24 protein-coding genes are annotated in these 26,761 nt (G+C 70.7%); 15 read left to right on the top strand and 9 right to left on the bottom strand.

Translation table 11 applies throughout. From position 1 onward, the window contains the following. Positions 1-51: 51 nt before the first annotated feature. The gene (locus tag ABIE44_RS01910; RefSeq protein ID WP_209713148.1) at positions 52-846 is read left to right on the top strand and encodes a thymidylate synthase; all 795 of its coding nucleotides are present in this window, start codon (positions 52-54) and stop codon (positions 844-846) included. Next, entirely contained in the window at positions 843-1,322 is a 480-nt protein-coding gene (locus ABIE44_RS01905) for a dihydrofolate reductase (protein WP_209713150.1), read from the top strand. Before ABIE44_RS01910 ends, ABIE44_RS01905 begins: the two co-directional genes overlap by 4 nt. On the opposite strand, the gene ABIE44_RS01900 is transcribed toward ABIE44_RS01905, so the two are convergent. The 3 genes from ABIE44_RS01900 to ABIE44_RS01890 are packed head-to-tail and all read right to left on the bottom strand — an operon-like array spanning position 1,319 to position 3,612. Then, positions 1,319-2,221, bottom strand: coding sequence for an LLM class flavin-dependent oxidoreductase (locus tag ABIE44_RS01900; protein ID WP_209713153.1), 903 nt, complete (start codon positions 2,219-2,221; stop codon positions 1,319-1,321). The genes ABIE44_RS01905 and ABIE44_RS01900 overlap by 4 nt on opposite strands. A 35-nt stretch (positions 2,222-2,256) precedes the next feature. Then, positions 2,257-2,847 carry a hypothetical protein gene (locus ABIE44_RS01895; RefSeq protein WP_209713155.1) on the bottom strand — a complete coding sequence of 197 codons (591 nt, stop codon included), beginning with the start codon at positions 2,845-2,847 and terminating at the stop codon, positions 2,257-2,259. A 57-nt stretch (positions 2,848-2,904) separates the two neighbouring features. Beyond that, positions 2,905-3,612, bottom strand: coding sequence for a hypothetical protein (locus ABIE44_RS01890; protein WP_209713156.1), 708 nt, complete (start codon positions 3,610-3,612; stop codon positions 2,905-2,907). A gap of 101 nt (positions 3,613-3,713) precedes the next feature. Here ABIE44_RS01890 and dapA point away from each other — a divergent pair, with 101 nt between their 5' ends. Genes dapA through ABIE44_RS01870 form a run of 4 tightly spaced genes read left to right on the top strand, consistent with a single transcriptional unit; the run spans position 3,714 to position 7,479 of the window. Beyond that, complete coding sequence (gene dapA, locus ABIE44_RS01885) at positions 3,714-4,625, top strand: 4-hydroxy-tetrahydrodipicolinate synthase (RefSeq protein WP_209713158.1); 912 nt, start codon at positions 3,714-3,716, stop codon at positions 4,623-4,625. 11 nt (positions 4,626-4,636) lie between these two features. Continuing rightward, positions 4,637-6,331: a ribonuclease J gene (locus tag ABIE44_RS01880; RefSeq protein WP_209713160.1), complete on the top strand. Its 1,695-nt coding sequence runs from the start codon at positions 4,637-4,639 to the stop codon at positions 6,329-6,331. Positions 6,332-6,335: 4 nt separating this feature from the next. Next, a complete protein-coding gene (locus ABIE44_RS01875) occupies positions 6,336-7,010 on the top strand; it encodes a hypothetical protein (protein ID WP_209713162.1) in 675 nt (224 codons plus the stop codon). Position 7,011: 1 nt separating this feature from the next. Further along, positions 7,012-7,479 carry an SRPBCC family protein gene (locus ABIE44_RS01870; protein WP_209713164.1) on the top strand — a complete coding sequence of 156 codons (468 nt, stop codon included), beginning with the start codon at positions 7,012-7,014 and terminating at the stop codon, positions 7,477-7,479. Here the strand turns inward: ABIE44_RS01870 and ABIE44_RS01865 are convergent. Next, on the bottom strand, positions 7,476-8,699 hold the full coding sequence (locus ABIE44_RS01865) for a putative hexosyltransferase (RefSeq protein WP_209713166.1): 1,224 nt from the start codon (positions 8,697-8,699) through the stop codon (positions 7,476-7,478). The two genes, ABIE44_RS01870 and ABIE44_RS01865, sit on opposite strands and share 4 nt — an antisense overlap. Before the next feature lie 101 nt (positions 8,700-8,800). Between ABIE44_RS01865 and ABIE44_RS01860 the strand changes: the two genes are divergently transcribed. From ABIE44_RS01860 to pgsA, 4 genes are read left to right on the top strand one after another with little or no spacing between them, the layout of a single operon-like run. After that, positions 8,801-11,347, top strand: a complete 2,547-nt coding sequence (locus ABIE44_RS01860; RefSeq protein ID WP_209713168.1) for an FtsK/SpoIIIE family DNA translocase — start codon at positions 8,801-8,803, stop codon at positions 11,345-11,347. Next, positions 11,344-13,089: a RodZ domain-containing protein gene (locus ABIE44_RS01855; protein ID WP_209713170.1), complete on the top strand. Its 1,746-nt coding sequence runs from the start codon at positions 11,344-11,346 to the stop codon at positions 13,087-13,089. The genes ABIE44_RS01860 and ABIE44_RS01855 overlap by 4 nt, the downstream gene beginning before the upstream one ends. 55 nt (positions 13,090-13,144) lie before the next feature. Next, complete coding sequence (gene rimO / locus ABIE44_RS01850; protein WP_209713172.1) at positions 13,145-14,620, top strand: 30S ribosomal protein S12 methylthiotransferase RimO; 1,476 nt, start codon at positions 13,145-13,147, stop codon at positions 14,618-14,620. Then, positions 14,621-15,265, top strand: a complete 645-nt coding sequence (pgsA, locus tag ABIE44_RS01845) for a CDP-diacylglycerol--glycerol-3-phosphate 3-phosphatidyltransferase (protein ID WP_354437766.1) — start codon at positions 14,621-14,623, stop codon at positions 15,263-15,265. A 40-nt stretch (positions 15,266-15,305) separates the two neighbouring features. Here the strand turns inward: pgsA and ABIE44_RS01840 are convergent, their stop codons facing one another. Together ABIE44_RS01840 and ABIE44_RS01835 are read right to left on the bottom strand one after the other, a co-directional pair. Further along, positions 15,306-15,881, bottom strand: a complete 576-nt coding sequence (locus ABIE44_RS01840) for a hypothetical protein (protein ID WP_209713174.1) — start codon at positions 15,879-15,881, stop codon at positions 15,306-15,308. A gap of 106 nt (positions 15,882-15,987) precedes the next feature. Next, complete coding sequence (locus ABIE44_RS01835; protein WP_209713176.1) at positions 15,988-17,823, bottom strand: glycoside hydrolase family 15 protein; 1,836 nt, start codon at positions 17,821-17,823, stop codon at positions 15,988-15,990. A gap of 25 nt (positions 17,824-17,848) precedes the next feature. On the opposite strand from ABIE44_RS01835, the gene ABIE44_RS01830 reads away from it, so the two are divergent. Together ABIE44_RS01830 and ABIE44_RS01825 are read left to right on the top strand one after the other, a co-directional pair. Next, the gene (locus tag ABIE44_RS01830) at positions 17,849-18,322 is read left to right on the top strand and encodes a CinA family protein (protein ID WP_209713178.1); all 474 of its coding nucleotides are present in this window, start codon (positions 17,849-17,851) and stop codon (positions 18,320-18,322) included. Then, positions 18,309-19,220 carry a hypothetical protein gene (locus tag ABIE44_RS01825; RefSeq protein ID WP_209713180.1) on the top strand — a complete coding sequence of 304 codons (912 nt, stop codon included), beginning with the start codon at positions 18,309-18,311 and terminating at the stop codon, positions 19,218-19,220. Before ABIE44_RS01830 ends, ABIE44_RS01825 begins: the two co-directional genes overlap by 14 nt. Positions 19,221-19,248: 28 nt before the next feature. On the opposite strand, the gene glpK is transcribed toward ABIE44_RS01825, so the two are convergent. Both glpK and ABIE44_RS01815 read right to left on the bottom strand, forming a co-directional pair. After that, entirely contained in the window at positions 19,249-20,733 is a 1,485-nt protein-coding gene (gene glpK, locus ABIE44_RS01820; protein WP_209713182.1) for a glycerol kinase GlpK, read from the bottom strand. Continuing rightward, positions 20,730-21,575, bottom strand: coding sequence for a DUF1028 domain-containing protein (locus ABIE44_RS01815; protein WP_209713184.1), 846 nt, complete (start codon positions 21,573-21,575; stop codon positions 20,730-20,732). Before ABIE44_RS01815 ends, glpK begins: the two co-directional genes overlap by 4 nt. Positions 21,576-21,644: 69 nt before the next feature. Between ABIE44_RS01815 and ABIE44_RS01810 the strand changes: the two genes are divergently transcribed. After that, a complete protein-coding gene (locus ABIE44_RS01810; protein WP_209713186.1) occupies positions 21,645-22,682 on the top strand; it encodes a 6-phosphofructokinase in 1,038 nt (345 codons plus the stop codon). A gap of 39 nt (positions 22,683-22,721) precedes the next feature. After that, a complete protein-coding gene (locus tag ABIE44_RS01805) occupies positions 22,722-24,176 on the top strand; it encodes an APC family permease (RefSeq protein WP_209713188.1) in 1,455 nt (484 codons plus the stop codon). A 16-nt stretch (positions 24,177-24,192) separates the two neighbouring features. On the opposite strand, the gene ABIE44_RS01800 is transcribed toward ABIE44_RS01805, so the two are convergent. Beyond that, positions 24,193-25,140 carry a quinone oxidoreductase family protein gene (locus tag ABIE44_RS01800; RefSeq protein ID WP_209713190.1) on the bottom strand — a complete coding sequence of 316 codons (948 nt, stop codon included), beginning with the start codon at positions 25,138-25,140 and terminating at the stop codon, positions 24,193-24,195. Positions 25,141-25,207: 67 nt separating this feature from the next. Between ABIE44_RS01800 and ABIE44_RS01795 the strand changes: the two genes are divergently transcribed. Then, positions 25,208-26,572: a class II 3-deoxy-7-phosphoheptulonate synthase gene (locus ABIE44_RS01795; RefSeq protein ID WP_354437765.1), complete on the top strand. Its 1,365-nt coding sequence runs from the start codon at positions 25,208-25,210 to the stop codon at positions 26,570-26,572. The last annotated feature ends 189 nt before the right edge of the window (positions 26,573-26,761 follow it).

Genomic DNA, 26,761 nt, shown 5'->3' with positions numbered 1-26,761 from the left:
CACCCTCGGAGTCTGCCACGGGATGCCGACAACCGACGGTAGGTTAGGGGTATGCAGAGCTACCTCGACCTGGTGCAGCGGATCCTCGACGAGGGTACGGAGAAGTCCGACCGCACCGGCACCGGGACGTTGTCGGTCTTCGGTCACCAGCTGCGCTACGACCTCTCCGAGGGCTTCCCGCTGGTGACGACCAAGAAGATCCACACCCGCTCGGTCTTCGCCGAGCTGCTCTGGTTCCTGCGCGGCGACACCAACGTGAAGTGGCTCCAGGACCGCGGGGTCTCGATCTGGGACGAGTGGGCCGACGAGAACGGCGACCTCGGTCCGGTCTACGGCTACCAGTGGCGTTCCTGGCCCACCCCGGACGGTCACCACGTCGACCAGATCAAGCAGGTCGTCGAGCAGATCCGCAGCAACCCCGACTCGCGCCGGCACATCGTGTCTGCCTGGAACGTCGCTGACATCCCGCAGATGGCGCTCGCCCCGTGCCACACGATGTTCCAGTTCTACGTGGCCGACGGGAAGCTCTCCTGCCAGCTCTACCAGCGCTCGGCGGACGTGTTCCTCGGCGTGCCGTTCAACATCGCGTCCTATGCGCTGCTCACCCAGATGGTCGCCCAGGTCTGCGACCTGGAGGTCGGCGACTTCGTGCACACGCTCGGCGACGCCCACCTCTACACCAACCACCTCGACCAGGCCCGGTTGCAGCTCACGCGCGAACCGCGGCCGCTGCCCACGCTGCACCTCGACCCGTCGGTGAAGGCGCTCGACGAGTTCGACCTCGAGCACATCACCCTCGACGGCTACGACCCGCACCCGGGCATCAAGGCCCCGATCGCCGTATGACGGTGACCCTGGTCGCCGCCGTTGCCGACAACGGCGTGATCGGCAACGACGGTGACATCCCCTGGCGGTTGCCCCCCGACTTCGCGCACTTCAAGGCGCTGACGCTGGGGCACGTCCTGGTGATGGGACGGGCGACGTACGAGTCGATCGGCCGTCCGCTGCCCGGCAGGACGACGATCGTGCTGACCCGGGACCCGTCCTGGTCGGCCGAGGGTGTGCTGACCGCACCGGACCTGGCCACGGCCCTGCGGTTGGCCGAGGGCATCGACGACGAGGTGTTCGTCGTCGGCGGAGCATCGGTGTACGCCGAGGCGCTGGCGGTCGCCGACGTCCAGGTGCTCACCGAGGTGCACCTGGACCCCGAGGGCGACACGTTCTACCCGGAGTTCGACCCCACCCGGTGGGTCGAGACCCAGCGGGTGCCGCACACCCACGAGGGCACCGCGTTCGAGTTCGTCTGGTGGGAGCGGGTCTAGAGCTGCGCGAGAGCCTCGGTCGCGACCCGCTCGAACACTGCCGTCTCGGCGTGGAAGTAGGAGTCCGGGATCGGCCAGTGGATGACGAGCTCGTCGAAGCCCATGGCCAGGTGCCGGCCGGCGAAGTCCACGAACCGGTCGAAGGACTCCAGCGGTGCGTTGGCCTCCGGGGTGAAGCCGGTGAGCAGCACCTTGCGGATCGTCGCCGGGTCCCGGCCGATCGACGCGCAGGCGTTCCCGAGTCGCTCGACCTGCCCGGCGATGGCGACGTCGGACTCGGCTGCGGTGCCGGTCTCGAAGATCTTGTCGTCCCCGGTGGTGACCCACGCCTGTCCGAAGCGTGCCGCCAGCGCCAGACCTCGCGGCCCGGAAGCGGCCACCGCGAAGGGCAGCCGCGGGCGCTGCACGCAGCCCGGGAAGTTCCGCGCCTCGTACGCCGAGTAGAACGTGCCCTCGCTGGTCACGTCGGGCTCGAGCAGCAGCCGGTCCAGCAGGGTCACGAACTCGGCGAACCGGTCGGCGCGCTCGCGCGGTGACCACGGCTCGTGGCCGAGCACGGCGGCGTCGAAGCCGCTGGTGCCGGCGCCGATGCCCAGCGTGATCCGACCGCCGGAGACGTCGTCGAGGGAGATCAGCTCCTTGGCGAGCGTGACCGGGTGCCGGAAGTTCGCGTTCGTGACCAGGGTGCCGAGCCTGATCCGCTCGGTGGCGGTCGCCGCGGCGGTGAGCGTCGGGACTGCGCCGTACCAGGGGCCGTTGCGGAAGGTCCGCCAGGACAGGTGGTCGTAGGTGTACGCCGTGTCGAACCCGAGCTGCTCGGCGCCGACCCAGGAGTCCCGGGCGCCTTCCCTCCAACGCTGGTAGGGCAGGACGACGGTGCTCAGGACGGGACTGCTCATGCGAGCAGGCTAGTGCGGCGGGGTGCGCCCGAGCCTCAGATTTTCCCGGCCGCCAGGGTCAGGGCCGCGACGACCTTCTCCTTCACGACGTCGGCCGACTGGCCGTCGCCCTGGAGGTAGGTCACCTGGACCAGGGTGCCGCCCACGCGCACGAGTCCGCCGCCCTGCTGGTTCTCGCCGCCGGTGGTGCCGGTCTTGACGTAGGCCTCCTCGCCCACGCCGTCGACCGGGCCGCCGCCGTCACCCTGGAGCACGCCCGAGACGCCGGTGATCGCCGCTTCGAAGCCGCCGTTCGCATCGTCGTACGCGGTGGCGGTGAAGCTCACGCTGGGTTTTCGCGGGTCGTCCTGGGCGAAGTTGCAGCCTCCTCCCGGGACGTCCTCGTGGGTCACCGTGCCGCCGACGATGGCACCGGCCTCGTCCGCGGTGATCTCGGTGCAGACATCGATGAGACCGCCCGAGGCGGTGTCGGTCTCATCGTCGCCCGTGGGTGCCGTGGTCCCGTCGGTGCTCGAGGAGTCCGACCCCTTGTCGCCGTCGTCGGAGCCGCACGCCGACACGGTGGCGAGCGCGCCGATCAGCGCAGCCGTGGAGAGCAGACGGGGCAGGGACACCTGGGTTCGCATGGTGGCAACGTAGCCAGTCGGCGGCTTCGCCGATAAGTAGGGTTTTCGCCTGTTCGGTCAGGAGCTCTCGGCCACCGCGAGCCGGAGCAGGCTGACCACCAGCGAGCGCACCCGGCCGCGAGTGAGGCCCGCGCTCTGCGCGAGCTCCACGCTGATCAGCCGGTCACCGATGCGCACCGCGCCGGCGCCCTGGAGCTGGTCGCCGCCGAAGGAGGTCCCGGTGACGACGAACGCAGCGTCGCCGATGCCGGCGAGATCCTCGGGCTCGCCCTCGACCGCGGAGGTCGCGTTCTCCTTCGCGCCGGTCATGCCACCGGACATGTCGGCGTACGGGTGGTCGATGAAGTTCGCGGCCGGGGGCCGGGGCTTCTTCGGAGCGAAGGCGCAGCCGCCGCCGGGGATCGCCGCACCGGTGACGGTGTTGCCGAGCACCGCGCCGACCTCGGCCTCGCTGAGCTCGGCGCAGACGCCGCCGCCGGCCGCTGCCGGCTCGTCGTCGCCGTCGGCGTCACCGCTGCCGCGGGTGGGCTTCTTCGTGGGCTTCTTGGTGGGCTTCGCGCTGGCGGTCGGCGAGCTGAGGGGAGTGGGCGACGGGGTCGGCGTGGCGCTCGGGGTGAGGGCAGGGGCGGTCGGCTCCGGCGCTGTGACTGGCTCCGGATCGTCGCCCTTCCCGCACCCTGCCAGCACGCCGGCGGTCAGCACCGCGGCGATGCCCGCGGACAGCAGGCGGAGGGAGCGGGGGGCGGGCGCAGCGGAGGTTCTCACCCGGGCGAAGGTACTCCGGGAAGGCCGCCGATCCGGGGAGGCTGGCCGCCGCGGCACAACCCTGAGGCGCCGACGGCTCCAGGGCGACTAGCCTTGACCCCATGAGCCTGCCTGCAGCCCCCTTCGGCCGGGTGCTCACCGCGATGGTGACACCTTTCAACGACGACGGATCGGTCGATCTCGACGGCGTCGCGAAGGTGGCGGACCACCTGGTGAACAACGGCAACGACGGCATCGTCGTCAGCGGTACCACCGGTGAGGCCCCGACCACCTCGGTCTCCGAGGACGGCGAGATCCTGCGCGCGGTGATCGACGCGGTCGGCGACCGCGCCACCGTGATCGCAGGCGTCGGCACGAACCACACCGAGCACTCGGTCGAGCTCAACGAGCAGGCGGCGAAGGCCGGGGCGGACGGCGTGCTGCTCGTCTCGCCGTACTACAACAAGCCCACCCAGGCGGGCATCGCGGCGCACTTCGAGGCCGTGGCCGACGCCAGCGACCTGCCGATCATGCTCTACGACATCCCGGGCCGCACCGGGGTCACGATCGCCCCGGAGACCTTTGCGCGGGTCGCCAGCAACGCGAAGTTCGTCGCGGTCAAGGACGCCGTCGGTGACCTGTTCCGTGGGGTCTCGATCATGGCCGAGACGGGCCTGTCGTTCTACTCCGGCGACGACGTCCAGAACCTCGGCTGGTTGACGCACGGGGCGGCCGGCCTGGTCTCGGTCGTCAGCCACGTCGCCGGCAACCAGTACGCCGAGATGGTCGCGGCCGTCGACGCGGGCGACCTCGAGCGCGCGCTGGGTGTCTACACCGACCTGCTGCCCGTCGTCGACGCGATCATGAACCACGCGCCGGGCGTGATGACCGCGAAGGCGGCTCTGGAGCTGATGGGGGTCACCTCGAACCGGGTCGTGCGGCTGCCCTTGGTCGAGGCGGACGACGAGCTCGTCGGCCTGGTGCACGAAGCCCTCGCCTCGGCCCACCTGCTGCCGACCGCCGAGTCGAACTGAGCGGGTAGCTGATGAGCCACGCGCACCCCGAGCTGTCCGAACCGTCCGCCCTGGCGAAGGGAGGCCTGCGGGTCATCGCACTCGGCGGCCTCGGCGAGGTCGGTCGCAACATGACCGTCTTCGAGTACGGCGGCCGGCTGCTGATCGTCGACTGCGGCGTGCTCTTCCCGGAGGAGAACCACCCGGGCGTGGACCTGATCCTCCCGGACTTCGACGCCATCCGGGACCGCCTCGACGCGGTCGACGCGCTGGTGCTCACGCACGGCCACGAGGACCACATCGGCGCGACGCCGTACCTGCTCCGCGAGCGCCACGACATCCCGCTGGTGGGTTCGCAGCTCACCCTGGCGCTGCTGGACTCCAAGCTGCGCGAGCACCGCATCTCCGACACGGTCCGGCACATCGTCGCGGAGGGCGAGACGATCTCGTTCGGTCCGTTCGAGCTCGAGTTCGTCGCCGTCAACCACTCGATCCCGGACGCGCTCGCGGTGGCGATCAAGACCGGTGCCGGCGTCGTGCTGCACACCGGTGACTTCAAGATGGACCAGCTGCCGCTCGACGGTCGGATCACCGACCTGCGGGCGTTCGCACGGCTGGGCGAGGCCGGGGTCGACCTGTTCCTCACCGATTCCACCAACGCCGAGGTGCCGGGGTTCACGACCTCGGAGAAGAACATCACCCCGGTGCTCGACCGGGTCTTCCACACCAGCAAGGACCAGCGGATCATCGTCGCGTGCTTCGCCTCGCACGTGCACCGCGTCCAGCAGATCCTCGACGCCGCGCACGAGCACGGCCGCAAGGTCGCGTACGTCGGACGCTCGATGGTCCGCAACATGGGGATCGCCCGCGACCTGGGCTACCTCAACGTCCCGCCGGACCTGCTGGTCGACCCCAAGGAGCTGGCCAACCTGCCGGCGGGCATGGTCGTGATGATCTCGACCGGGTCGCAGGGCGAGCCGATGTCGGCGCTGAGCCGGATCGCCCAGCGCAACCACAACTTCGTGACGATCGAGGAGGGGGACTGCGTCGTCCTGGCCTCCTCGCTGATCCCGGGCAACGAGAACTCGGTCTACCGGGTGATCAACGGCCTCACCGCGCTCGGCGCGAACGTCGTGCACAAGGGCAACGCGTTGGTGCACGTCTCCGGCCACGCCAGCGCGGGCGAGCTGCTCTACTGCTACAACATCGTCAAGCCGCGCAACGTGATGCCGGTGCACGGCGAGATCCGGCACATGTACGCGAACGCCGAGCTGGCCAAGCTGACCGGCGTCCCCGCGGACAACGTCGTGGTGGCCACCGACGGTGTCGTGGTCGACCTCGTCGACGGCCAGGCCTCGATCACCGGCAAGGTCGACTGCGGGTACGTCTTCGTCGACGGGAGCTCGGTCGGCGACATCACCGAGAGCGACCTCAAGGACCGCCGGATCCTCGGCGAGGAGGGCTTCATCTCCGTGATCGTGGTGATCGACTCCCAGACCGGCAAGGTGGTCAGCGGCCCCGACATCCATGCCCGCGGCTTCGCCGAGGATGACGAGGTGTTCAACCAGATCAAGGGACCGATCACCGACGCGATCGACAAGGCCGTCAACGAGGGCGTCACGGACACCTACCAGCTCCAGCAGAGCATCCGGCGGGTGGTGGGTCGTTGGGTCTCCGGCAAGCACCGCCGCCGCCCGATGATCATCCCGGTCGTCCTGGAGGCCTGAGCCGATGCCTGTCCCGTCCGAGACCGAGTTCGTCAGTTACCAGCAGTGGGGTCTCGACTTCTTCGCCGAGGCCGTCAGCGAGGACCGGATCCTCGGGGCGGTGAACAACATCGCCGGGCAGCCGATCGACTTCGGTCCGATGGGCGTCGGGCCGGGCAAGATCGCCAAGGTCCGGGCGTACGGCGAGATCGGCGCCGCCAGCGCGCACCGGATCGAGGGTGCGCAGATCTCCTACCGGGTCGAGCTCCCCGTCAGCCTCACCTTCGAGGTCAACCTTCAGGTCGAGACGCACACCTTCCACGCCGAGCTCCTGGTGCCGCTGACCCTCACCGCGCAGGCCGTCGAGGGCGTGAAGATCTTCATCACGATCGACCCGCCGCGCAGCTCCGAGATCGAGGTCAAGGTCCAGGCCGAGGGCATCCGCGCGACGATCATGCAGCGCGTGGTCAACATCGAGGGCGAGCTCAAGCGCTTCGTCGCCAAGTACGTCGCACGGGAGACCAGCAAGCCGCACATCGAGGAGGCCCGGGTCATCGACGTCTCGGCCGCCATCGACAAGGCCTGGGGGTCGATCGCGCCGAAGCCGGCGAAGTCCACGGTGACCGACGACTTCGCCGAAGCACTCGAGGCCGAGATCCGCGAGAACGAGGACACCCTCCTCGGTCCGATCGAGGGCTGAGGTGACCGACCGCCGGCTGCCGCGCTCGAAGACGGTGAGCGTCGTCGTACCGGCACCGCCGGAGGCGGTCTGGGCCGTGCTCACGGATGTCACCCGGGTGGGGGAGTGGAGCCACGAGGCCACCGGGGCCCGGTGGGTCCAGGGCGACGGCCCGACGGCGGGCAACGCCTTCAAGGGCACCAACCGGCTGCGCTGGATCCGGTGGTCGCGGCCGTGCACGGTCGTCGAGTCGGTGCCCGGCGTCCGGTTCGCGTGGACGACGAACGGCGGGCTCGCGGGGGACGCGACCCGGTGGAGCTTCGAGCTCGAGGCGGTCCCCGAGGGGACCCGGATCACCGAGACCTACCAGATCGAGAAGATGCCTCGCCTGCTGGAGGCAGCTGTGGTGCGCCTGATGCCCACGCACCTGGACCGGGCCGCGGCGATGGCCGGCGACCTGGCGCGGCTCGGAGATCTCGCCGCGCGCTAGACGAGCACGTTGGAGAAGAACATCCCGCCGAGGTAGACGTACTGGACGGCGAAAAGTGCGAGCACCGGCAGCTTGACCGCGGGATGCAGGTTCTTCAGCAGCACCAGCCCGACGAACATCTGGGCGTGGTTGCGGTACCAGGACATCTGCGCGCCGGCGAGGAACGGCATCAGGAAGATCGCGCCGAGCAGCAGCACCGCGGCCCACTGCTCGACCTCGAGCCGGCGGTCGCGTACCAGCTGCCATCCGGTCCACGCGACGACCAGGACCACAAACGCCAGGTTGAACCAGAGCTGCCAGTGGTTGGCGCCGGTGCTGTGCGCGGCCAGCCACGAGTCGTTGCCCGGCGTGATCGGGAAGGTGAAGTCGAACTTCCGGGCGTCGTCGAACTCGGTGAAGGGGTTGCGCAGGCCGCCCTGTCCGTAGCTGGACCGGTTGATCTGCTCGTAGGCGTCCCAGTGCCCGGTTGCCGTCCACATCACCCACGTGGCCCAGAGCACGCCGCTCGCCGCGAGCGCGGCGGAGCCGAGCGCCTTGGCGACGCGCCGGCGTACGGGGTCGGACTGCCAGGCGAAGAACACGCTGAGGACGAGCATCCCGACGACCACGGCGCCGACGAGGTGGCAGGACGCGGCGACGAAGCCGGCTGACCCGGCAAGCAGCCAGGACCCGCGCTTGACCCCGATCACCGCGACCAGCAGCGCGAAGGTGCCGAGCGCGATCGGGAAGACGGCGTGGAAGTAGATCCCGCCTGCGAAGACCACCCCGAGCGCCATCGTGAGGCCGGTGGACCAGGTGAGCCGGGAGCCGAGCAGCCACCAGAGCGCGAAGAACATGCCGAGCAGGGCCAGCTCGGAGACCAGGATCCCCGCGGCGTCGTACGACAGTCCGGTCGCGGAGAAGATCCGGACCACCATCGGGTAACCGGGGAACCACGCCACGTTCCCGCAGATCACGTCGGGGAACCCGGCGTCCTTGTAGCCCGCCCGGTCCCAGCAGTTGAACATCTCGTAGCCGGAGCGCGAGATGGACAGGTAGTGGGTGGAGTCCCAGCGCTCCCGGCCAGCTGCCGACCAGTACGCGACGTCCGTGGCGCGGGCGACCGCCCAGGTCAGCAACGTCGCGGCGACCCAGGCGACCACCGGCGGGGTCGACCAGGTCAGCCAGCTCGCGGCGCCGTTCGGCGCGGGCCGGCGCAGCAGGGTCGGGGCCGCGGTCATGCCCGCATGATTCCACCTCCCGGAACCACGCCGACGACGTGCCGGGCAACACGCGGCGTGTGACGCATGTGAATGGTGGGGCTGACGAGTACATTGCGACCATGGCGACCCGTACGTCTTCCCCGCCGGCGTCGCGTAGCAGGAGCACTGCAAAGGGTGCTTCTACGACGCGTTCCCGGCCGTCCGGTAGCCAGGGCAAGCGCAAGCCTGCTGCACGGAAGCCCGCCGCTTCGAAGAAGAAGCGACCGGCCCCGCGAGCAGTCCGCAACGGTCCTGGTCCCGTTTCGCGTACCTTCGGTGCGCTCGGACGCGGCGTGGCCGCCGTCTGGTTGGGCGTGGCGGGAGGTGTCGGCTCCGGCGCCCGCAGGATCGGCCAGGGCGCCCGGGACCTCGAGCCCGAGCAGCGCCGCGACGGTGCCGGCCTGTTCCTGATGGCGTTCGCGGTCGTCGTGGCCGCCGCGGTCTGGTGGCAGCTGCCCGGCCAGGTCTTCGGCGGCGTGCGCGCCGCGGTGGCCGGCTCGGTGGGCCTGCTGGCGTACTTCGTGCCGCTGATGCTCGTCTACATCGCCTGGCGCAACATGCGCGACCCGGAGGCCAACGGCCCCGCCGGTCGCCAGGTCGTCGGATGGGCGGCCCTGCTCTTCGGCGTCCTCGGCATCGTGCAGATCGCCAACGGATCGCCCGAGCCCAAGCTCGGCGACACCACCGACATCCAGGACGCCGGTGGCGCCCTGGGGTTCGTGGTCGCCAAGCTGCTCACCGACCTGCTGAGCACGCCGTACGTCGTCGTGCCGCTGCTCGCACTGCTGTCGTTCTTCGGTCTGCTCGTGGTCACCGCCACGCCGCTCTACCAGGTGCCGACACGCCTGCGCACGATGCGCGACAAGGCGCTGGGCCGGTACGTCGAGCCCGAACCGGAGCCAGAGCCGAAGAAGCGCCGCAGCCGCAAGGCGCTGATCGACGACGGCATCGACCCGGACATGGGCGACGTCGCCTACGACAGCCCGGTCCTGGAGGACCGCGAGGTCAAGAAACGCCGGGGCAAGAAGGGCGACGACGCGGGTGTGGACGTCTTCGACTTCGACGCCGCTGCCGCCGAGTCCGACGCCAAGGTCGACCTCGAGCCCCCGCCGCACACGCCGTTGCCGGTGCGCGTCGAGCAGCTCAGCCTGTCCGGCGACATCACCTACACGCTGCCCGAGAGCGACATCCTCAAGCCGGGCAGCGCGCACAAGGCCCGGACGCCCGCCTCGGACGCCGTCGTGGAGCGTCTCACCGCGGTCTTCGAGGAGTTCGACATCGACGCGTCCGTCACCGGCTACACCCGCGGTCCGACGGTCACCCGGTACGTCGTCGAGCTCGGCCCCGCGGTCAAGGTCGAGAAGATCATCAACATCCAGAAGAACATCGCCTACGCGGTGGCCTCGGCCGACATCCGGATCCTCTCGCCGATCCCGGGCAAGTCCGCCGTCGGCATCGAGATCCCGAACACCGACAAGGAGATCGTCTCCCTCGGTGACGTGCTCCGGTCCAACAGCGCCCGCAACGACCACCACCCGATGGTCGCCGGGCTCGGCAAGGACGTGGAGGGCGGCTTCGTGGTCGCCAACCTGGCGAAGATGCCGCACCTGCTGGTGGCCGGTGCCACCGGTTCGGGAAAGTCGTCCTTCATCAACTCGATGATCACCTCGATCCTGATGCGGGCCACGCCTGATGAGGTCCGGATGATCATGGTCGACCCGAAGCGCGTGGAGCTGAACGCCTACGAGGGCGTCCCGCACCTGATCACGCCGATCATCACGAACCCGAAGAAGGCCTCCGAGGCTCTCCAGTGGGTCGTCCGCGAGATGGACATGCGGTACGACGACCTGGCGAACTTCGGCTTCCGGCACATCGACGACTTCAACAAGGCCGTCCGGGCCGGCAAGGTGCAGGTGCCCGCGGGCAGCGAGCGCCAGCTCGCGCCGTACCCGTACCTGCTGGTGATCGTCGACGAGCTCGCCGACCTGATGATGGTCGCGCCCCGCGACGTCGAGGACGCGATCGTCCGGATCACCCAGCTCGCCCGTGCGGCCGGCATCCACCTGGTGCTGGCCACCCAGCGCCCGTCGGTCGACGTGGTCACCGGCCTGATCAAGGCCAACGTGCCCTCGCGGCTCGCGTTCGCGACCTCCAGCCTCGCCGACTCCCGGGTCATCCTCGACCAGCCGGGGGCGGAGAAGCTGGTAGGCCAGGGTGACGGGCTGTTCCTGCCGATGGGAGCCTCCAAGGCGATCCGGGTGCAGGGCAGCTGGGTCACCGAGGCCGAGATCCACCAGGTCGTGAAGAAGTGCAAGGAGCAGCTCGAGCCGACCTACCGCGACGACGTCACCGCCCCGGCGGCGTCCAAGCGCGAGCTCGACGACGACATCGGTGACGACCTCGACCTGGTGATCCAGGCGATCGAGCTGGTCGTCTCCACCCAGTTCGGCTCGACCTCGATGCTGCAGCGCAAGCTCCGCGTCGGGTTCGCCAAGGCCGGGCGCCTGATGGACATCCTGGAGAGTCGCGGGATCGTCGGCCCGAGCGAGGGTTCGAAGGCGCGCGACGTCATGATCAAGCCCGATGACCTCGACGACGTCATCGCGTCACTGCAGGGGGAGCTGTGAGCCAGGAGCAGTACGACGGACCCGTCGTGGAGCAGGACGAGGACGAGCAGGACGTGGTGGCGATCCGTCGCAACGTCGTGCTCAGCGGTGCCGTCGGTGGCGCCGCCGTCCTGTTCGGCGTCGCCTACCTGATCCGTGCCGGGTCGACGTTCGAGGTGCTGGTCGGCCTGCTGCTGCTGGCGGTCGCCGCGATGAACCTGCCGGCGCTCGCCTCCGCGCGCACGCCGGTGCTCGTCGCCGACGGCCAGGGCATCCGGCTCCGCGTCGGCCTGACCTGGCGGGGCCTCCCGTGGGAGTCCGTGCGCCAGGTCGTCGTCGAGCCCCCGCGCTCGCGGTGGACCGACGGCCGCCTGGTGATCGTGCCGCGCGACCGTTCCCGGGTGCTGCGCCGCCTCGGCACGCTCGCCGAGCTGCACCTGCGCTGGAACAAGTACTTCTACGGCGCCTCGTTGAGCGTGCCGCTCGGGATGACCACGCTGAGCGACAGCGTCGACCTGGCTGCCGAGCTCGTCGACCTCGCGGACGGACGCGTGGAGATCGTGCACCTGCACGGCCGTGCGCCGTCGCACCCTGCCGCCTCCCAGGCGCCGACCAGCTACAACGACGAGGGTCTCCCGATCCCGGACGAGGACGACTGGGTCCCGTCGCCGCAGGCGTTCGACGAGACCGCCTTCGACGACGAGGTGCACGAGGTCGTGGCGGGAGCGGTCCTGCTCGACCCGGTGGTTGAGGTCGAGCCCGTCCTGCCCGAGCCCGTCCTGCCCGAGCCTGCGCTGCCCGAGCCGGTCCTGCCGCTGCGCGCGGTCGCCGAGCCGAACCGCGTCGACGTCCGGCTCGACCCGGAACCGGTCGAGGACCCCGAGGCGCGCACGTACCAGGATGAGGACGCGGTGCTCCCCGACGACGTCGAGCACACCGAGCCGGTGGTCCTGGCCGCTGTGGAGAACCCGCCGTCCTGGGACGAGCTCCCGCCGGAGATCGTGATCGACGACCTCGCCGACCGCCGTCCGCCGGTGCTCGAGCCGTTGATCGGCGCGAAGGTCGCGCACGCGCGCGAGTGCCTGGACATGAGCATCGAGGAGCTCAGTCAACGCACGCGGATCCGCCCCCACGTGCTCGAGGCCATCGAGCGCGACGACTTCGACCCGTGTGGCGGCGACTTCTACGCCCGCGGCCACCTCACCGCGATCTCGCGCGCCCTGGGCCTGACCCTGGATCCGCTGCTCGCCATCTACGACGAGCGCTACGCCCAGGCGCCGATCAACGCGCGCCGCGTCTTCGAGGCCGAGCTCTCCACAGGGCTGTCCGGCGGCATGCGGGCCACCCTGGGAAGCCCGCGGTGGAGCCTGCTGATCGGGTCCGTGCTCTGCCTGACGATGGTCTGGGGCCTGGCGCGGATCTTCGCGGGCGATCCGGAGGAGCTGAACGCGGCGCCGGAGACCAGCCATTCCGCCGGTCTCGCCGGCAACCAGACGCCGATCACGTCGCCGAAGATGAAGACCTCCGGGATCACGGTCCGCGCGGCGTTTGCGCCGAGCCACGTCGCGGTCAAGGACCGGGACGGGCACGTGCTCTGGTCCGGCGACCTGGCCCAGGGAAAGACCCGCAAGATCGTCGGCCTGGCGCCGTTCAAGGTGGTGGCCGACAACGCCGGCGCCATCGAGGTGATCATCAAGGGCAAGACCCAGGGCGTCGTGGGCACCGCAGGGGCCAAGGGTTCGAAGACCTTCGGCCACCGCTGAGGCGCGTCGTCCGGTTCGCTCTGGGGGCGGTCCGACCGGCATAATCGGCCCCGACATGACTTCACCCTCCGCTCCCGGCCACACCGTCGCGCTCGTCACTCTCGGGTGCGCCCGCAACGAGGTGGACTCCGAGGAGCTGGCCGGCCAGCTCGAGGCCGGCGGCTTCCTGCTGGTCGAGGACCCGGCCGACGCCGAGACGGTCGTGGTCAACACCTGCGGCTTCGTCGAGGCCGCCAAGAAGGACTCGGTCGACACGCTGCTCGCCGCGGCAGACCTCAAGGACGCCGGCTCGGCGAAGGCGGTGGTGGCCGTCGGCTGCCTCTCCGAGCGGTACGGCAGCGAGCTCGCCGAGTCGTTGCCCGAGGCGGATGCCGTCCTGGGGTTCGACGACTACCCCGATATCGCCGCGCGGCTGCGCTCGATCCTGGCAGGTGACAAGCAGCACGCGCACACGCCGTCGGACCGGCGCAAGCTGCTGCCGATCTCGCCCACCCAGCGGATCGACGTCGACGTCGTCGTCCCGGGCCACTCCTTCGAGGTCGCCGCGCAGGTGCCCGAGGACCTCGCGGACATCGGTGCGGGAGCGCCGTCGACCGGGCCCCGCGCCGTACGCCGCCGCCTCGACGGCGGACCGATGGCGCCGCTCAAGCTGGCCTCGGGCTGCGACCGCCGGTGCGCTTTCTGCGCGATCCCGAGCTTCCGCGGCTCGTTCGTCTCCCGCCGTCCCTCCGACGTCCTCGCCGAGGCGCGCTGGCTGGGGGAGCAGGGCGTCAAGGAGCTGTTCCTGGTCTCGGAGAACTCCACGTCCTACGGCAAGGACCTCGGCGACATCCGGCTGCTGGAGACGATGCTGCCCGAGCTGGTTGCCGTCGACGGCGTCGAGCGGGTGCGGGTGTCCTACCTGCAGCCGGCCGAGACGCGTCCGGGCCTGGTCTCCGCGATCGCCACGACGCCGGGGGTGGCCGACTACTTCGACCTGTCCTTCCAGCACGCCTCGCCGACGGTGCTGCGCTCGATGCGTCGCTTCGGTGACCCGGAGTCCTTCCTGACGCTCCTCGCTGACGTACGACGCCAGGCGCCGGCCGCGGGTGTGCGCTCCAACTTCATCGTCGGGTTCCCCGGCGAGACCGACGAGGACTTCGCGACGCTGAGCGACTTCGTCTCCGAGGCCAGGCTGGACGCCATCGGTGTCTTCGGCTACTCCGACGAGGACGGCACCGAGGCGGAGACGTACGACGGCAAGCTCGACGAGGAGGTCATCGCCGAGCGGCTCGAGCACCTCACCGCGCTGGCCGAGGACCTGACCGCCCAGCGCGCCGAGGAGCGCATCGGCGAGGAGGTCGTGGTGCTGGTCGAGGCACTCGGGCTCGAGGGTCCGGGGACCGCCGAGGGCCGGGCCGCGTGCCAGGGTCCCGAGGTCGACGGGTCGACGACGTTGACCGGCCTGTCGGGTGCCGTGGCCGTGGGTGACATGATCAGGGCGAGGGTCGTGGCCACCGAGGGCGTCGACCTGGTCGCCGAGGCTCTCTGAGTGAGCACCGAGCCGGCAGGAGCAGGGAGGGGAGCGATGAGCGAGCACAAGCCGAGCAACTGGAACGTGCCCAACGCCCTGACCACCCTGCGCATCGTCATCACGCCGTTCTTCGGGATCGCCCTGCTCCACGACGGCGGTGAGGACAACGGGTGGCGCTGGATCGCCTACGCGCTGTTCGCCGTCGCGATGATCACCGACAAGATCGACGGTGACCTGGCCCGCAAGCACAACCTGATCACCAACTTCGGCAAGATCGCCGACCCGATCGCGGACAAGGCGATCACCGGGATGGCGTTCATCGGCCTCTCGATCATCTACCCGGTCCTGTGGTGGGTGACGGTCCCGGTGCTGCTGCGCGAGTGGGGCGTCACGCTCGCCCGGCTCTCCATCGCGAAGCAGGTCGTGATGCCGGCCAGCCAGTCGGGCAAGGTCAAGACGATGGCGCAGGCGCTGGCGCTCGGTGGGTTGGTGGCGCCGTTCCACTACCTCAGCGGCGGTTGGGACGTCCCCGGTGACGTCGTCTGGTGGACCGCGGTGGTGCTGCTGGTCGTGGCCGTCGTGCTGACGATGACCTCGGGCTACGAGTTCGCGCGCGACGTCGTGCGGCACCGTCGCGGTGCTGCTGCCCCGGCTGACGCCTGAGCCCCAAGCCCGGCCCGAGCCCGGCCTGAGCCCCGGGCGGTCAGTCGCCGGTGCGCTGCTGCGGCACCCGAGGTGCCCGGTAGCGGGTGATCGCGGCGTGCATCAGCACCGGATCGATCTGCGTGGGCCCGAGCTCGACGACCTTGCCGTCGGCGGTCTCCAGGCGCACGCGCCAGTTCGGGCGGTTCGTGCGTCCGGTCTCGATGATCCGGCGGACCGGGCCGGTGAGGTCGAAGTCGTCGGTCTCCCGACCGCGACGCACCGAGACGACCGGGCCGTCGAGGGTGACCGTGGTCGGCGTCGAGACCGACAGCGCGGTGTAGGTCATCAGGGCGATGTTCGTGAACGCGACGAGGACGGCGAGTGCGTCGAAGGTCTGCACCCAGAGCGTCAGGAAGAGGCCGACCCCGGCACCGACGAGGGCGAGCGCGAGCAGCGCCTGCCCGAAGATCCGCCGCGGTTTCGGTTGCCGCCAGGTCCCGTGCAGGTCGCTCTCCGGGATCTCCGGCTGTGCCGGGGTGACGAGCCGGGCGAGCATCTGGGCACTGAGCTCGGCGCCGACCTGGGACCGGAGGTCGGGACCGGACCCCGCGGGGGTGGTCTCGCGTCCGCGCATCGGTCCTCCTTCGTACGTCGACCCGGCCGGTTCCGGTAGGGAGATTCTGCGTCACTGCCGCGCCCAGCGCGACCCGGGCTCGCCGCGCGGACGCGATGGTATAGACCTATTCGGCAGCAATTGCCCCGGTGCGCTCGATTTCCTGCCGAAGTGTCCGCGCTGCCTGTACCAGCGTCAGGTGGGTGAACGCCTGCGGGAAGTTGCCGACCATCCTGGCGTTCCCGGCGTCGTACTCCTCGCTCAGCAGACCGACGTCGTTGGTCAGCCCGACCAGCCGGGTCATCAACGCGGTGGCGTCGTCGTGCCGCCCGGCCAACGCGTACGCGGAGACCAGCCAGAACGAGCACGCCAGGAACGGGTGCTCGTCGCCCGGGAGACCGTCGACCCCGGTCTCGGTGCGGTAGCGGAGCAGGAGGCCGTCGCGGAGCAGGTCGTTCTCGACTGCCGCGATGGTGCCGAGGATCCGCGGGTCGTCGCCGGGGAGGAACCCCACGACCGGCAGCAGCAGGAGCGAGGCGTCCACCTCGTCGGTGTCGTCGTGCTGGGTGAAGGTCCCGCGGGCCGGGTCGAAGCACCTCGTCTCGACGTCGGCGCGGATCGTGTCGCGCACGTCCCGCCAGAGCTCGACCGGTCCGCTCAGTCCGTGGTCCTCGACGCCCCGCACCATCCGGTCGAAGGCGACCCACATCATCACCCGGCTGTGGGTGAAGTTGCGCTGCGGGCCGCGGATCTCCCAGATGCCGTGGTCCGGCAGGTGCCAGGTGTCGACCAGACCGTTGACCAGGGTGCGCTGCAGGCTCCAGCTGTCCCGGGTCTCGGCGAGACCCAGGTCCCGCGCCGCGCCGAGAGCGGCCAGGACCTCGCCGACGACGTCGCCCTGGCGCTGGTCCACCGCGGCGTTGCCGATCCGGACCGGACGGGAGTCGGCGAACCCGGCGAGGTGGTCGAGCTCGAGCTCGGGGATGTGGCGACCGCCGTCGACGGTGTACATGATCTGGAGGTCCTCGGGGTCGCCGGCGATCGCGCGCAGCAGCCAGTCGCGCCACGGGCCTGCCGTCTCCGGACGCGCGTCCCCGGGACCACCGATCATCGCCTCCACGGTGAGGGACGCGTCCCGCAGCCAGGTGTAGCGGTAGTCCCAGTTGCGGACCCCGCCGAAGTCCTCGGGAAGCGAGGTCGTGGGTGCGGCGATGATCCCCCCGGTGTCCTCGTGGGTCAGTGCGAGAAGGGTCAGCATGCTGCGCCGGACGGCATCGGTGAACGGGCCCTCGTCGGGGGCGCCACCGCTCCACTCCTGCTGGAGCTCGACGGTGCGGGCGAGCGCGGCTTCCACGTCGACGTGCTCGGGCAGGTCGCGGTGCGACGGGATCCAGGTCAGCGTGAAGTCGAGGGTGTCCCCGGCGGTGACGGTGAACGTGTCCTGGTGCCGGCCGTCCACGGCGTGCGGCAGGCGTGGCCCGGCCAGGACGAGCTTGTCGGGTCCGGCCACGGCGACGATCACCTCTGCGCCGTCGGTCACGGCGCGACGCACCCAGGGTCGGATCCGGCCGTAGTCGAAGCGGATCACCAGCTCGTGGCAGAGGTCGACGGTGCCCTCGAGTCCCTCGACCCGCCGGATCACGTCGGCCCGCCGGTCCCGGACGGGCATCAGGTCGGTGACCCGCACCGTGCCGGAGCTCGTCGTCCAGGTCGTCTGCAGGACGTTGGTGCCCTCGACGTACGAGCGCTCGGTGGTGTGCTCGCCGGCATCCGGCGCGGGCCCGATCTGCCAGCGGGACCTGTCCTCGTCGCCCAGCAGGGCGCTGAAGCAGGAGGGGGAGTCGTAGCGCGGCAGGCAGAGCCAGTCGATCGACCCGTCGATCCCGACCAGGGCGACGGTGTGCTGGTCGCCGATGATGGCGTAGCTCTCGATGGCAGGAATGCTCTGCGTCGGGGGCGCCATGACTGTGCAGACTAGCCTTGCCTCCATGAGTGCCGACCTCACCCCCGCGCAGAGCCTGGCGGCCACCGTGCACCGGGCGCTGCTCGCCCGTGGCGAGAGCGTCGGCTGCGCCGAGTCGCTCACCGGTGGTGGCCTGGCCGACCTGCTCAGCGGTACGCCGGGCGCCTCGGCCACCTTCGCCGGGGGAGTGGTCACCTACGCGACCCGGGTCAAGCGTGACGTCCTCGGCGTCACCGCGTCGCAGGTGGTCTCCGCCGACTGCGCCTCGCAGATGGCTCGGGGAGCCCAGCAGCTGCTCGGGACCGACTGGGTGCTGGCGACGACCGGCGTCGCCGGGCCGGAGAAGCAGGACGACAAGCCGGTCGGCACCGTGTACGTCGCACTGGCCGGCCCGAAGGGTGTTCAGGTCCTCCGGCACGCCCTGGACGGCGACCGGACGCAGATCCGCGCCGCCAGCTGCGTGGCCGCCCTGGAGGCGCTGGCCGATGCCCTCGGCTGAGCCGGACGCGCAGCCCGAGCTGGTTGCCGCCGCCGACCGCCTGTACGCCGGAGCGGTCGGCGACTTCACGGCGTCGCGCGACAGCGCGGCGAAAGCCGCGACCGCTGCGGGCGACAAGCCGCTCGGCGCTCGGATCAAGGCGCTGCGGAAGCCTTCGCTCGCGGCATGGGCGGTCAACGTGCTGGTCCGGCGGGAGAGCGAGCAGATCGACCAGGTCCTCGAGCTCGCGGCATCGCTGCGTGCGGCCGCCGAGTCGCTGGACGGGGACGGCCTGCGCACGTTGACCCGGCAGCGACGCCAGCTGACCGCAGCCCTCACCACGACCGCGGGCCAGCTGTCCCGCGAGCACGGCGTGCGCCTGACCCCGGCAGTCGCCGACCAGGTCGAGGGGATGCTGACCGCGGCCCTGCTCGACCCGGTCGCCGGTGACGTCGTGCGCTCCGGCTTGGTCGTCACGGCCTTCTCCTCCACCGGTGTCTCCGAGCTGGACGTCGCGGCCGTGTGCGCCGTGCCGGAGGCGCTGGGGTACCGCGCCGCGGCGGTCGAGGCACCGGGTGAACCGGCGCCGCCGGTGCTGCACGTCGTCCCCGACGACGGTCTGCGTCTCGAGGCCGCTCAGGAGAAGGTCGAGGATGCCGTCCTCGGGGTGGCTGAGGCGCAGGAGGAGCTCGACCACCTGGTCTCCCGTAACGAGAAGCTCCAGGCGCGGCGGTTGCAGCTGCAGGGCGAGATCGACGAGCTCCGGCGCAGGCTCGCCGGGCTCGAGGACGACGTGGACGCGGTCGACGAGGAGGTCGACGAGCTCGAGGACGCCGTGGCTGAGGCACGCGAGATCCTCGAGGTCGCCGAGGAGAACCTGGCCGAGACGCGGGCCGAGCTGGAGAAGCTCGAGCGCTAGCTGTAGTTCCCCGGCAGGTTGTGAACGGTCACGCCCAGCCCTTGCTGCGCTCGACCGCCTTGAGCCACAGTGCGTACGCCGCGGCGGTCTTGTCCGCGGCGGCGGGGTCCGGCTCGAAGACGCGGTCGAGCTGCCAGCTGGAGCGCAGGTCCTCGGTGCTGTCCCAGACGCCGGTGCCGAGACCGGCCATGAAGGCGGCGCCGAGCGCGGTCGTCTCGACGATCTTCGGACGTTCCACCGGGACGCCGAGCAGGTCGGCCTGCAGCTGGCAGAGCAGGTCGTTGGCCGCAGCGCCGCCGTCCACGGCGACCGAGGTCAGTGCAGGCATCGTGTCGATCACGTCGCGGACCTCGTAGGTGATCGCCTCCAGCGTCGCCCGGACGATGTGCGCACGGGTGGTGCCGCGGGTCAGGCCGAGGATCGCGCCGCGGGCGTGCGGGTCCCAGTGCGGGGCTCCCAGGCCGGTGAGCGCGGGCACGAACACGACCCCGTCGGTGGAGTCGACGGTCGCCGCGATCGCCGCCGTCTCGGCTGCGGTACCGACGATCTGGAGGCCGTCGCGCAACCACTGCACCGCGGCGCCGGTCACGAAGATCGCGCCCTCGAGGGCGTAGGTGATCTCCCCGGAAGGCGCCCGCCACCCGGCGGTCGAGAGCAGGCCGGCGTCCGAGCGCTCGACGGTGCTCCCGGTGTTGGTGAGGATGAACGAGCCGGTGCCGTAGGTGCACTTGGAGTCACCGACGTCGAAGCAGGTCTGGCCGAACAGCGCCGACTGCTGGTCGCCCGCGATCCCGGCGATGGGCAGGTCCAGGTCGAGGAAGCTGCGCGGGTCGGTGCGGGCCAGCTCCCCCCAGCTGTCGACCACCTCGGGCAGCGCGTCCCGCGGTACGCCGAACAGGGCGCAGAGCTCCTCGGACCACTCGCCGCGCTCGAGGTCGAAGAGCAGCGTGCGGGAGGCGTTGGAGACGTCGGTGACGTGCCAGGTCCCGCGGGACATCCGGGCGATCAAGTACGAGTCGACCGTGCCGACGGCGTACCGGCCAGACTCGACCAGCGCCCAGGTGTGCGGCTCGTGCTCCGCGAGCCAGGCCAGCTTGGTGCCGGAGAAGTAGGGGTCCAGCCGCAGACCGGTGAGCTCGGCGACCCTGTCCTCGTGCCCCTCGGTCTTGAGCCGCTCGCAGATGTCGGTCGTGCGGCGGTCCTGCCAGACGATCGCCCGGCGCGGGGACCCGAGGGTCTCGCGGTCCCACAGCAGGACGGTCTCGCGCTGGTTGGTGATGCCGATGCCGGCCAGGTCGGCGGGGGTCCCGTCCCAGGCCTTGAGCGCGGCGCGGGTCGACTCGATGGTCGCCTGCCAGATCTCCTCCGGGGAGTGCTCGACCCACCCGGGGTGCGGGAAGTGCTGGGCGAACTCCTGGTAGCCGCGGGCGGCGATCGTGCCGTCGGCGGTCACGACCACGGCCGTGACACCCGTCGTCCCGGCGTCGATGGCCAGGACGTTGCTGGCGGTCATCCGGCGGCCCCGGCGGTTCCGGCGGTTCCGGCGGCTCGGAGGGCCTCCAGCACCTGGGCGTCGATCCAGCTGCCGTCCTCGGCGACCCGCATCTCGTAGTTCTCGGTGCCCACCCAGGCTGCCAGGCTGGGGTGACCGGTGGCGGCGACGAGCCCGGCGATCTCGGCCTCGAGCTCGGGGGTGACGGTGATCCGCTCCTCCTCGGTGGAGGCCGTCAGGTACAGGTCGTTGAGTGCGAGCAGCCGCGTGAGCTCGGTGATCGGGGACGCGTGGTCGTCGACGCGCAGGTCGACCGCGACGTCGTCGTTGCCGCCGTACCCGGCTCCCTCGCTGACCACGAGCAGCGCGGCCGACTGACGACCGCGCTTGTCGCCGCCCGCGGCATCGCCGGCGGCGAGGGCGGCGAGCAGTCGTCGGGCCAGGGGTGCATCCTCGGGCGAGGCGTCCCAGGCGGCCTTCATCTCCTCCACGACCTCCGGGCCGGTGAGGATGTTGCCCTGGATCGCGACGCCCTCGCCGGTCAGCCCGCCGGCCCAGTCGAAGCAGTCGTGCCCGGTGTGCGTGGCGGCCCCACCGTCCACGTCGACCAGCCCGACCTGGCGGTGGCTGTGCTTGTCGTCCTCCTCGAGCATCCGGTCCAGCGCGACCTGGGCGGTGGCTCCCTCGTCGAGCAGGGAGAGGCCGATGCCCTTGAACGCGACGTTCGCCTCGGCCTGGGTGGCGACCGCGCCGACCCCGGCGACCGCTGCCGGGACCGCGTTGCCCACGGCGAGGAACTTCGAGGCGACGGCGACGCCCCAGGACTGCCCGTCGGCCGAGCGCGCGACGATCGAGAAGGTCATGGCGTGACCCTAGCGAACGTGGCTAGGGTGGGAGCACTCACTGGATCGTTCCAATTGTGGAGGCAGCGGATGCGCGTCGGAGTACTCACCGGAGGCGGTGACTGCCCGGGCCTGAACGCCGTGATCCGGGCCGTCGTACGCAAGGGCGTCAAGGAGTACGGCGACGAGTTCGTCGGCTTCCGCGACGGGTGGAAGGGGCCGCTCGAGGGGCTGACCATGGCGCTGGGGATCGACCAGGTGCGCGGCATCCTGCCGCGCGGCGGGACCGTCCTGGGGTCCTCGCGCACCAATCCGTTCTCTATCGAGGGTGGTGTCGAGCAGATCGAGGCGAACCTGGCGGCCGCCGGGGTGGACGCGTTGATCGCCATCGGTGGCGAGGACACGCTGGGTGTGGCCACGAAGCTGCACGAGCTCGGTGTGAAGGTCGTCGGTGTCCCCAAGACGATCGACAACGACCTCTCCGGGACCGACTTCACCTTCGGCTTCGACACCGCGGTGAACATCGCCTCCGAGGCCATCGACCGGTTGCACACCACGGCGGAGTCGCACCACCGGGTGCTGGTGGTCGAGGTGATGGGCCGGCACGCCGGGTGGATCGCCCTGCACGCCGGGATCGCGGGCGGCGCCAACGTGGTGCTCATCCCCGAGCGGCCCTTCGACATCGACGAGGTCTGCCGGTACGTCGAGGCTCGGTTCGAGACCAAGTACGCCGTCATCATGGTGGTCTCCGAGGGAGCGGTGCCGGTCGAGGCCGAGGACGGGAGCGGCATGACCCTGCTGACCGGGGAGAAGGACGCCTTCGGGCACGTGCGGCTCGGCGGCATCGGTGAGCGCCTGGCTGCCGAGATCGAGACCCGCACCGGCAAGGAGGCCCGTGCCGTCGTGCTCGGTCACATCCAGCGTGGCGGTACGCCCACGGCGTTCGACCGCTGGCTGGCCACCCGGTTCGGTCTGCAGGCGATCGGAGCGGTCCACGACGGCGACTTCGGGACGATGATGGCGCTGCGCGGCACCGACATCGTCCGGGTGCCGCTGAGCGAGGGGACCTCGGAGCTCAAGCTGGTGTCGCCCGAGGAGTACGCCGAGGCGGAGATCTTCTTCGGCTGAGGACGCATGAGGAGGGCGCTTTCTGGGTACCAGACGCCCATGTCTGCCCTCAGCGAGCGCGAAGAGACCGACGTCAACGGCCCCAGTCCCGACCTCAAGAGGGTGATGGGCCCGGGCCTGCTGCTGCTCTTCATCGTCGGAGACATCCTCGGCGCGGGCGTGTACGCGGTCACCGGTCGCCTGGCCGGCCAGGTGGGCGGCGTCGCCTGGCTTCCGTTCCTGGTGGCCTTCGCGGTGGCGACGCTGACGGCGTACTCGTACCTGGAGCTGGTCTGCAAGTACCCCCAGGCGGCGGGCGCGGCGCTGTACGCGCACAAGGCCTTCGGCGTGCACTTCGTGACGTTCCTGGTCGCGTTCACCGTGGTCTGCTCGGGGATCACGAGCGCGGCGACCTCGTCGGGCCTGCTGGCCAGCAACCTGCTGGTGGGCCTCGAGGAGGGCATCCCGGCGATCCCGACCGGCGACGGTGCCACGCTGGTCGTGGCGCTGGCCTTCATGGTGGTGCTGGCGCTGGTCAACCTGCGGGGTGTCGGCGAGAGCGTGAAGTTCAACGTGATCCTGACCCTGGTGGAGATGGCCGCGCTGGCGATCGTCATCGTCATCGGCTTCGTCGCGATCGGCGGCGGCGACGGTGACCTCGACCGCATCACGGTGTTCGAGAACCCGGACGACAAGGGCCTGTTCGCCGCCGTCACGGTGGCGACCGCGATCGCGTTCTTCTCGATGGTCGGCTTCGAGGACTCGGTCAACATGGTCGAGGAGACGAAGGACCCGCACCGGATCTTCCCGCGTGCGATGTTCACCGGCCTCGGGATCGCGGTCATCATCTACATGCTGGTCGCGGTCTCGGTGGTCGCGGTGATCCCGGCGGGGGAGATCGCGACGCCGAAGAACCCGGAGGCGGGCATCCTGCTCGACGTCGTGCGCGTCGGCGCACCGGACCTGCCGATCGACAAGATCTTCCCGTTCATGACGGTCTTCGCCGTCGCGAACACCGCGCTGATCAACATGCTGATGGCGAGCCGCCTGGTCTACGGCATGGCGAACCAGGGCGTCCTTCCCCGTGGTCTCGGCAAGGTGCTGCCGAAGCAGCGCTCGCCGTGGACCGCCATCGTCTTCACTACGGCACTGGCGCTCGTGCTGATCGTGGTGGTGCGCCTGGAGGCGGAGAACACCGTGGTGGCGGCGTTGTCCGGGACGACCGCGCTGCTGCTGCTCGCCGTGTTCGCGGTCGTGAACGTCTCGGTCCTGATCCTCCGCCGCGAGCCCGGACGCGACGGTGCCTTCACGGCTCCGACCGTCGTCCCGGTGATCGGGGCGATCGCGTGCCTGTACCTCCTCGGTCCGTGGGCCCGGCTGGACGCGGACATGATCCAGTACAAGATCGCCGCCGGCATGCTCGGCGTCGGCGTCCTGCTCTGGCTGCTGAACTTCGCGATCAACAAGCACGAGGGGGAGAGCACGACGTTCGAGGACGTCGGCAAGCTCGAGTAGCGGCCCTCGGCCCGGGTCAAGGCAGCAGGACGACCTTGCCGTAGGCCCTGCCGTCGTTCAGCAGGCGGTGCGCCTCGGCCACCTCGTCGAGGCCGAACGTCGCTCCGAGGTGCACCTTCAGCGATCCGTCACCGGCGTGCCGGGCGAGCGGGACCCGGGCGCTCGCCCGGATCTCCTCGCCCGGATCGGCTCCAGGTCCGCCGCCGAGAACCTTGATGCCGGCGGCCGGTCCCTGGGCGAAGTTGGCGATCGTCGCGATCCGGTCGCGGTCGGCGACGAGTGCGAGCGACGTCTCCAGGGCCTCGTCGGTGCCCACCAGGTCCAGCGCGACGTCGATGCCCCCGGGAGCCACCTCGCGCACCCGGTCGGCCAGTCCCGGCCCGTAGACGACCGGTTCCGCCCCGAGCTCCTCAAGCAGGCCGTGGCGCTTCTCGCTGGCGGTCGCGACGACGGAGGCGCCACGCAGAACCGCCAGCTGGACCGCCATCAGGCCGACACCTCCGGAGGCGCCGTGGATCAGGACGGTGTCGTTCTCGCCGACCGCGGTCGCGGTGAGCAGGTGCACGGCGGTCGCCCCGGTGAGCATCAGTCCGGCCGCCTCCGGCCAGTCCAAGTGGGAGGGCTTGCGGATCACGGCGCTGGCCGGGACCACGACGTCCCCGGCGTACGCGCCGGAGATGCGGAACGCGATCACCTCGTCGCCCACAGCGATCGGGCCCTCGGGTCCGTCCGCGTCCGGTCCGACGGCCGTGACGACTCCGGCAGCCTCGAAGCCCAGGCGCAGCGGGAGCTTGCTCGGGTCCGTGCCGAACGCACCGTTGTAGGACTTGATGTCGGCGGGGTTCACCCCGCACGCGAGCACGGAGATCGCGACCTCGCCCGGGCCGGGTGCCGGAACGTCGACGTCGACCAGGGCCAGGTTCTCGGGTCCACCGAAACCGGTAGCGACCACTGCGGTAGTCATGGTGGGCGAACGGCCCCGTCCGGACACCTATTCCCAGCCGCCGCGCGTGGCCACGTAGGCTTGGCGGGTGCTGGACCCGAATTCCTCGATCCCCGATCTCGCAGCGCTGCACGCCCTCGGCGCGGCGCAGCAGCCGACGTACCCGGACAGCGCCGCGGTCGACGACGCCGTGGCCAAGCTGCGGTCCTTTCCGCCGCTCGTCTTCGCGGGGGAGTGCGACGACCTGACCGCCAAGCTCGCGGCGGTCAGCAGGGGTGAGGCGTTCCTGCTCCAGGGTGGCGACTGCGCCGAGACCTTCGACGGGGTCACCGCCGACATCATCCGGAACAAGCTCCGCGTGATCCTGCAGATGGCCGTCGTGCTGACCTACGCGGCTTCGGTGCCGGTGGTGAAGCTCGGCCGCTTTGCCGGTCAGTACGCCAAGCCGCGCTCGAGCGACTTCGAGACGCGTGACCTGCCCGGGATCGGACCCGTCACCCTCCCGGCGTACCGGGGCGACGCGGTCAACGGCTACGAGTTCACCGAGGCGGCCCGGATCCCGGACCCGCAGCGGCTCGTCGACGTCTACCACTCGTCGGCCTCGACGCTGAACCTCGTGCGTGCGTTCACCACCGGTGGTTACGCCGACCTGCGCCAGGTGCACGCCTGGAACACCGACTTCGTGCAGGGCTCGGCCGTGGGCAGCCGCTACGAGGCCGTCGCCAACGAGATCGACCGCGCGCTGACCTTCATGAAGGCGATCGGCGCCGACCCGGACGAGTTCCACCGGGTCGAGATGCACTCGAGCCACGAGGCGCTGGTGCTGGAGTACGAGCACGCGATGACGCGCATCGACTCCCGCACCGAGCAGCCCTACGACGTGTCCGGCCACTTCGTCTGGATCGGAGAGCGCACCCGTCAGCTCGACGGCGCACACGTCGAGCTGCTCAGCAGGATCAAGAACCCGATCGGCGTGAAGCTCGGTCCGACGACGAGCGCCGACGACGCCATCGCGCTGGCTGCCAAGCTCAACCCGGAGAACACGGCCGGCCGACTCACGTTCATCACCCGGATGGGGGCGGGCAAGATCCGCGACCTGCTGCCGCCGCTGGTGGAGAAGGTCGAGGCCGCGGGCGTCCAGGTCGCGTGGGTCTGCGACCCGATGCACGGCAACACCTACGAGGCCTCGTCGGGCTACAAGACCCGCAGCCTGTCCGACGTCACCGCCGAGGTGCAGGGCTTCTTCGACGTGCACCGGGCACTGGGCACCTGGCCGGGCGGCATCCACGTCGAGCTCACCGGTGACGACGTCACCGAGTGCGTCGGCGGGCTCGAGGACCTCGCGGAGATGGATCTCGGCAACCGCTACGAGTCGGTGTGCGACCCGCGCCTGAACCGCGTGCAGTCGCTGGAGCTCGCGTTCCTCGTCGCCGAGATGCTCCGCAAGGCCTGACAGGCCCCTGCTGCCTCGTCGAGCCGACCGGGCCCCGGCGCTGGCCCCTGGCGCTGGCCCCCGGCGCTGGCCCCCGGCGCCGAACTCAGGCGCCGAACTCAGGCGTTGACCCCGGTTCTGACCCGCGAGCTCTCAGAACCCAGCCATGACTTTCAGTTTTGAGCTCGTCCGGTCCAGAACCCGAGCGGG

The organism is Marmoricola sp. OAE513 (genome assembly GCF_040546585.1).
Lineage (GTDB): Bacteria > Actinomycetota > Actinomycetes > Propionibacteriales > Nocardioidaceae > Marmoricola.
The sequence above is the reverse complement of the archived record's forward strand: the minus strand, read 5'-3'. Positions and strand labels throughout refer to the sequence as shown.

Coding starts and splice junctions, on each gene's coding strand:
- ABIE44_RS01910 (WP_209713148.1), top strand. CDS start 52: ATGCAGAGCTACCTCGACCTGGTGCAGCGGATCCTCGACGAGGGTACG.
- ABIE44_RS01905 (WP_209713150.1), top strand. CDS start 843: ATGACGGTGACCCTGGTCGCCGCCGTTGCCGACAACGGCGTGATCGGC.
- ABIE44_RS01900 (WP_209713153.1), bottom strand. CDS start 2,221: ATGAGCAGTCCCGTCCTGAGCACCGTCGTCCTGCCCTACCAGCGTTGG.
- ABIE44_RS01895 (WP_209713155.1), bottom strand. CDS start 2,847: ATGCGAACCCAGGTGTCCCTGCCCCGTCTGCTCTCCACGGCTGCGCTG.
- dapA (WP_209713158.1), top strand. CDS start 3,714: ATGAGCCTGCCTGCAGCCCCCTTCGGCCGGGTGCTCACCGCGATGGTG.
- ABIE44_RS01880 (WP_209713160.1), top strand. CDS start 4,637: ATGAGCCACGCGCACCCCGAGCTGTCCGAACCGTCCGCCCTGGCGAAG.
- ABIE44_RS01875 (WP_209713162.1), top strand. CDS start 6,336: ATGCCTGTCCCGTCCGAGACCGAGTTCGTCAGTTACCAGCAGTGGGGT.
- ABIE44_RS01865 (WP_209713166.1), bottom strand. CDS start 8,699: ATGACCGCGGCCCCGACCCTGCTGCGCCGGCCCGCGCCGAACGGCGCC.
- ABIE44_RS01860 (WP_209713168.1), top strand. CDS start 8,801: ATGGCGACCCGTACGTCTTCCCCGCCGGCGTCGCGTAGCAGGAGCACT.
- rimO (WP_209713172.1), top strand. CDS start 13,145: ATGACTTCACCCTCCGCTCCCGGCCACACCGTCGCGCTCGTCACTCTC.
- ABIE44_RS01840 (WP_209713174.1), bottom strand. CDS start 15,881: ATGCGCGGACGCGAGACCACCCCCGCGGGGTCCGGTCCCGACCTCCGG.
- ABIE44_RS01835 (WP_209713176.1), bottom strand. CDS start 17,823: ATGGCGCCCCCGACGCAGAGCATTCCTGCCATCGAGAGCTACGCCATC.
- ABIE44_RS01830 (WP_209713178.1), top strand. CDS start 17,849: ATGAGTGCCGACCTCACCCCCGCGCAGAGCCTGGCGGCCACCGTGCAC.
- ABIE44_RS01825 (WP_209713180.1), top strand. CDS start 18,309: ATGCCCTCGGCTGAGCCGGACGCGCAGCCCGAGCTGGTTGCCGCCGCC.
- glpK (WP_209713182.1), bottom strand. CDS start 20,733: ATGACCGCCAGCAACGTCCTGGCCATCGACGCCGGGACGACGGGTGTC.
- ABIE44_RS01815 (WP_209713184.1), bottom strand. CDS start 21,575: ATGACCTTCTCGATCGTCGCGCGCTCGGCCGACGGGCAGTCCTGGGGC.
- ABIE44_RS01810 (WP_209713186.1), top strand. CDS start 21,645: ATGCGCGTCGGAGTACTCACCGGAGGCGGTGACTGCCCGGGCCTGAAC.
- ABIE44_RS01805 (WP_209713188.1), top strand. CDS start 22,722: ATGTCTGCCCTCAGCGAGCGCGAAGAGACCGACGTCAACGGCCCCAGT.
- ABIE44_RS01800 (WP_209713190.1), bottom strand. CDS start 25,140: ATGACTACCGCAGTGGTCGCTACCGGTTTCGGTGGACCCGAGAACCTG.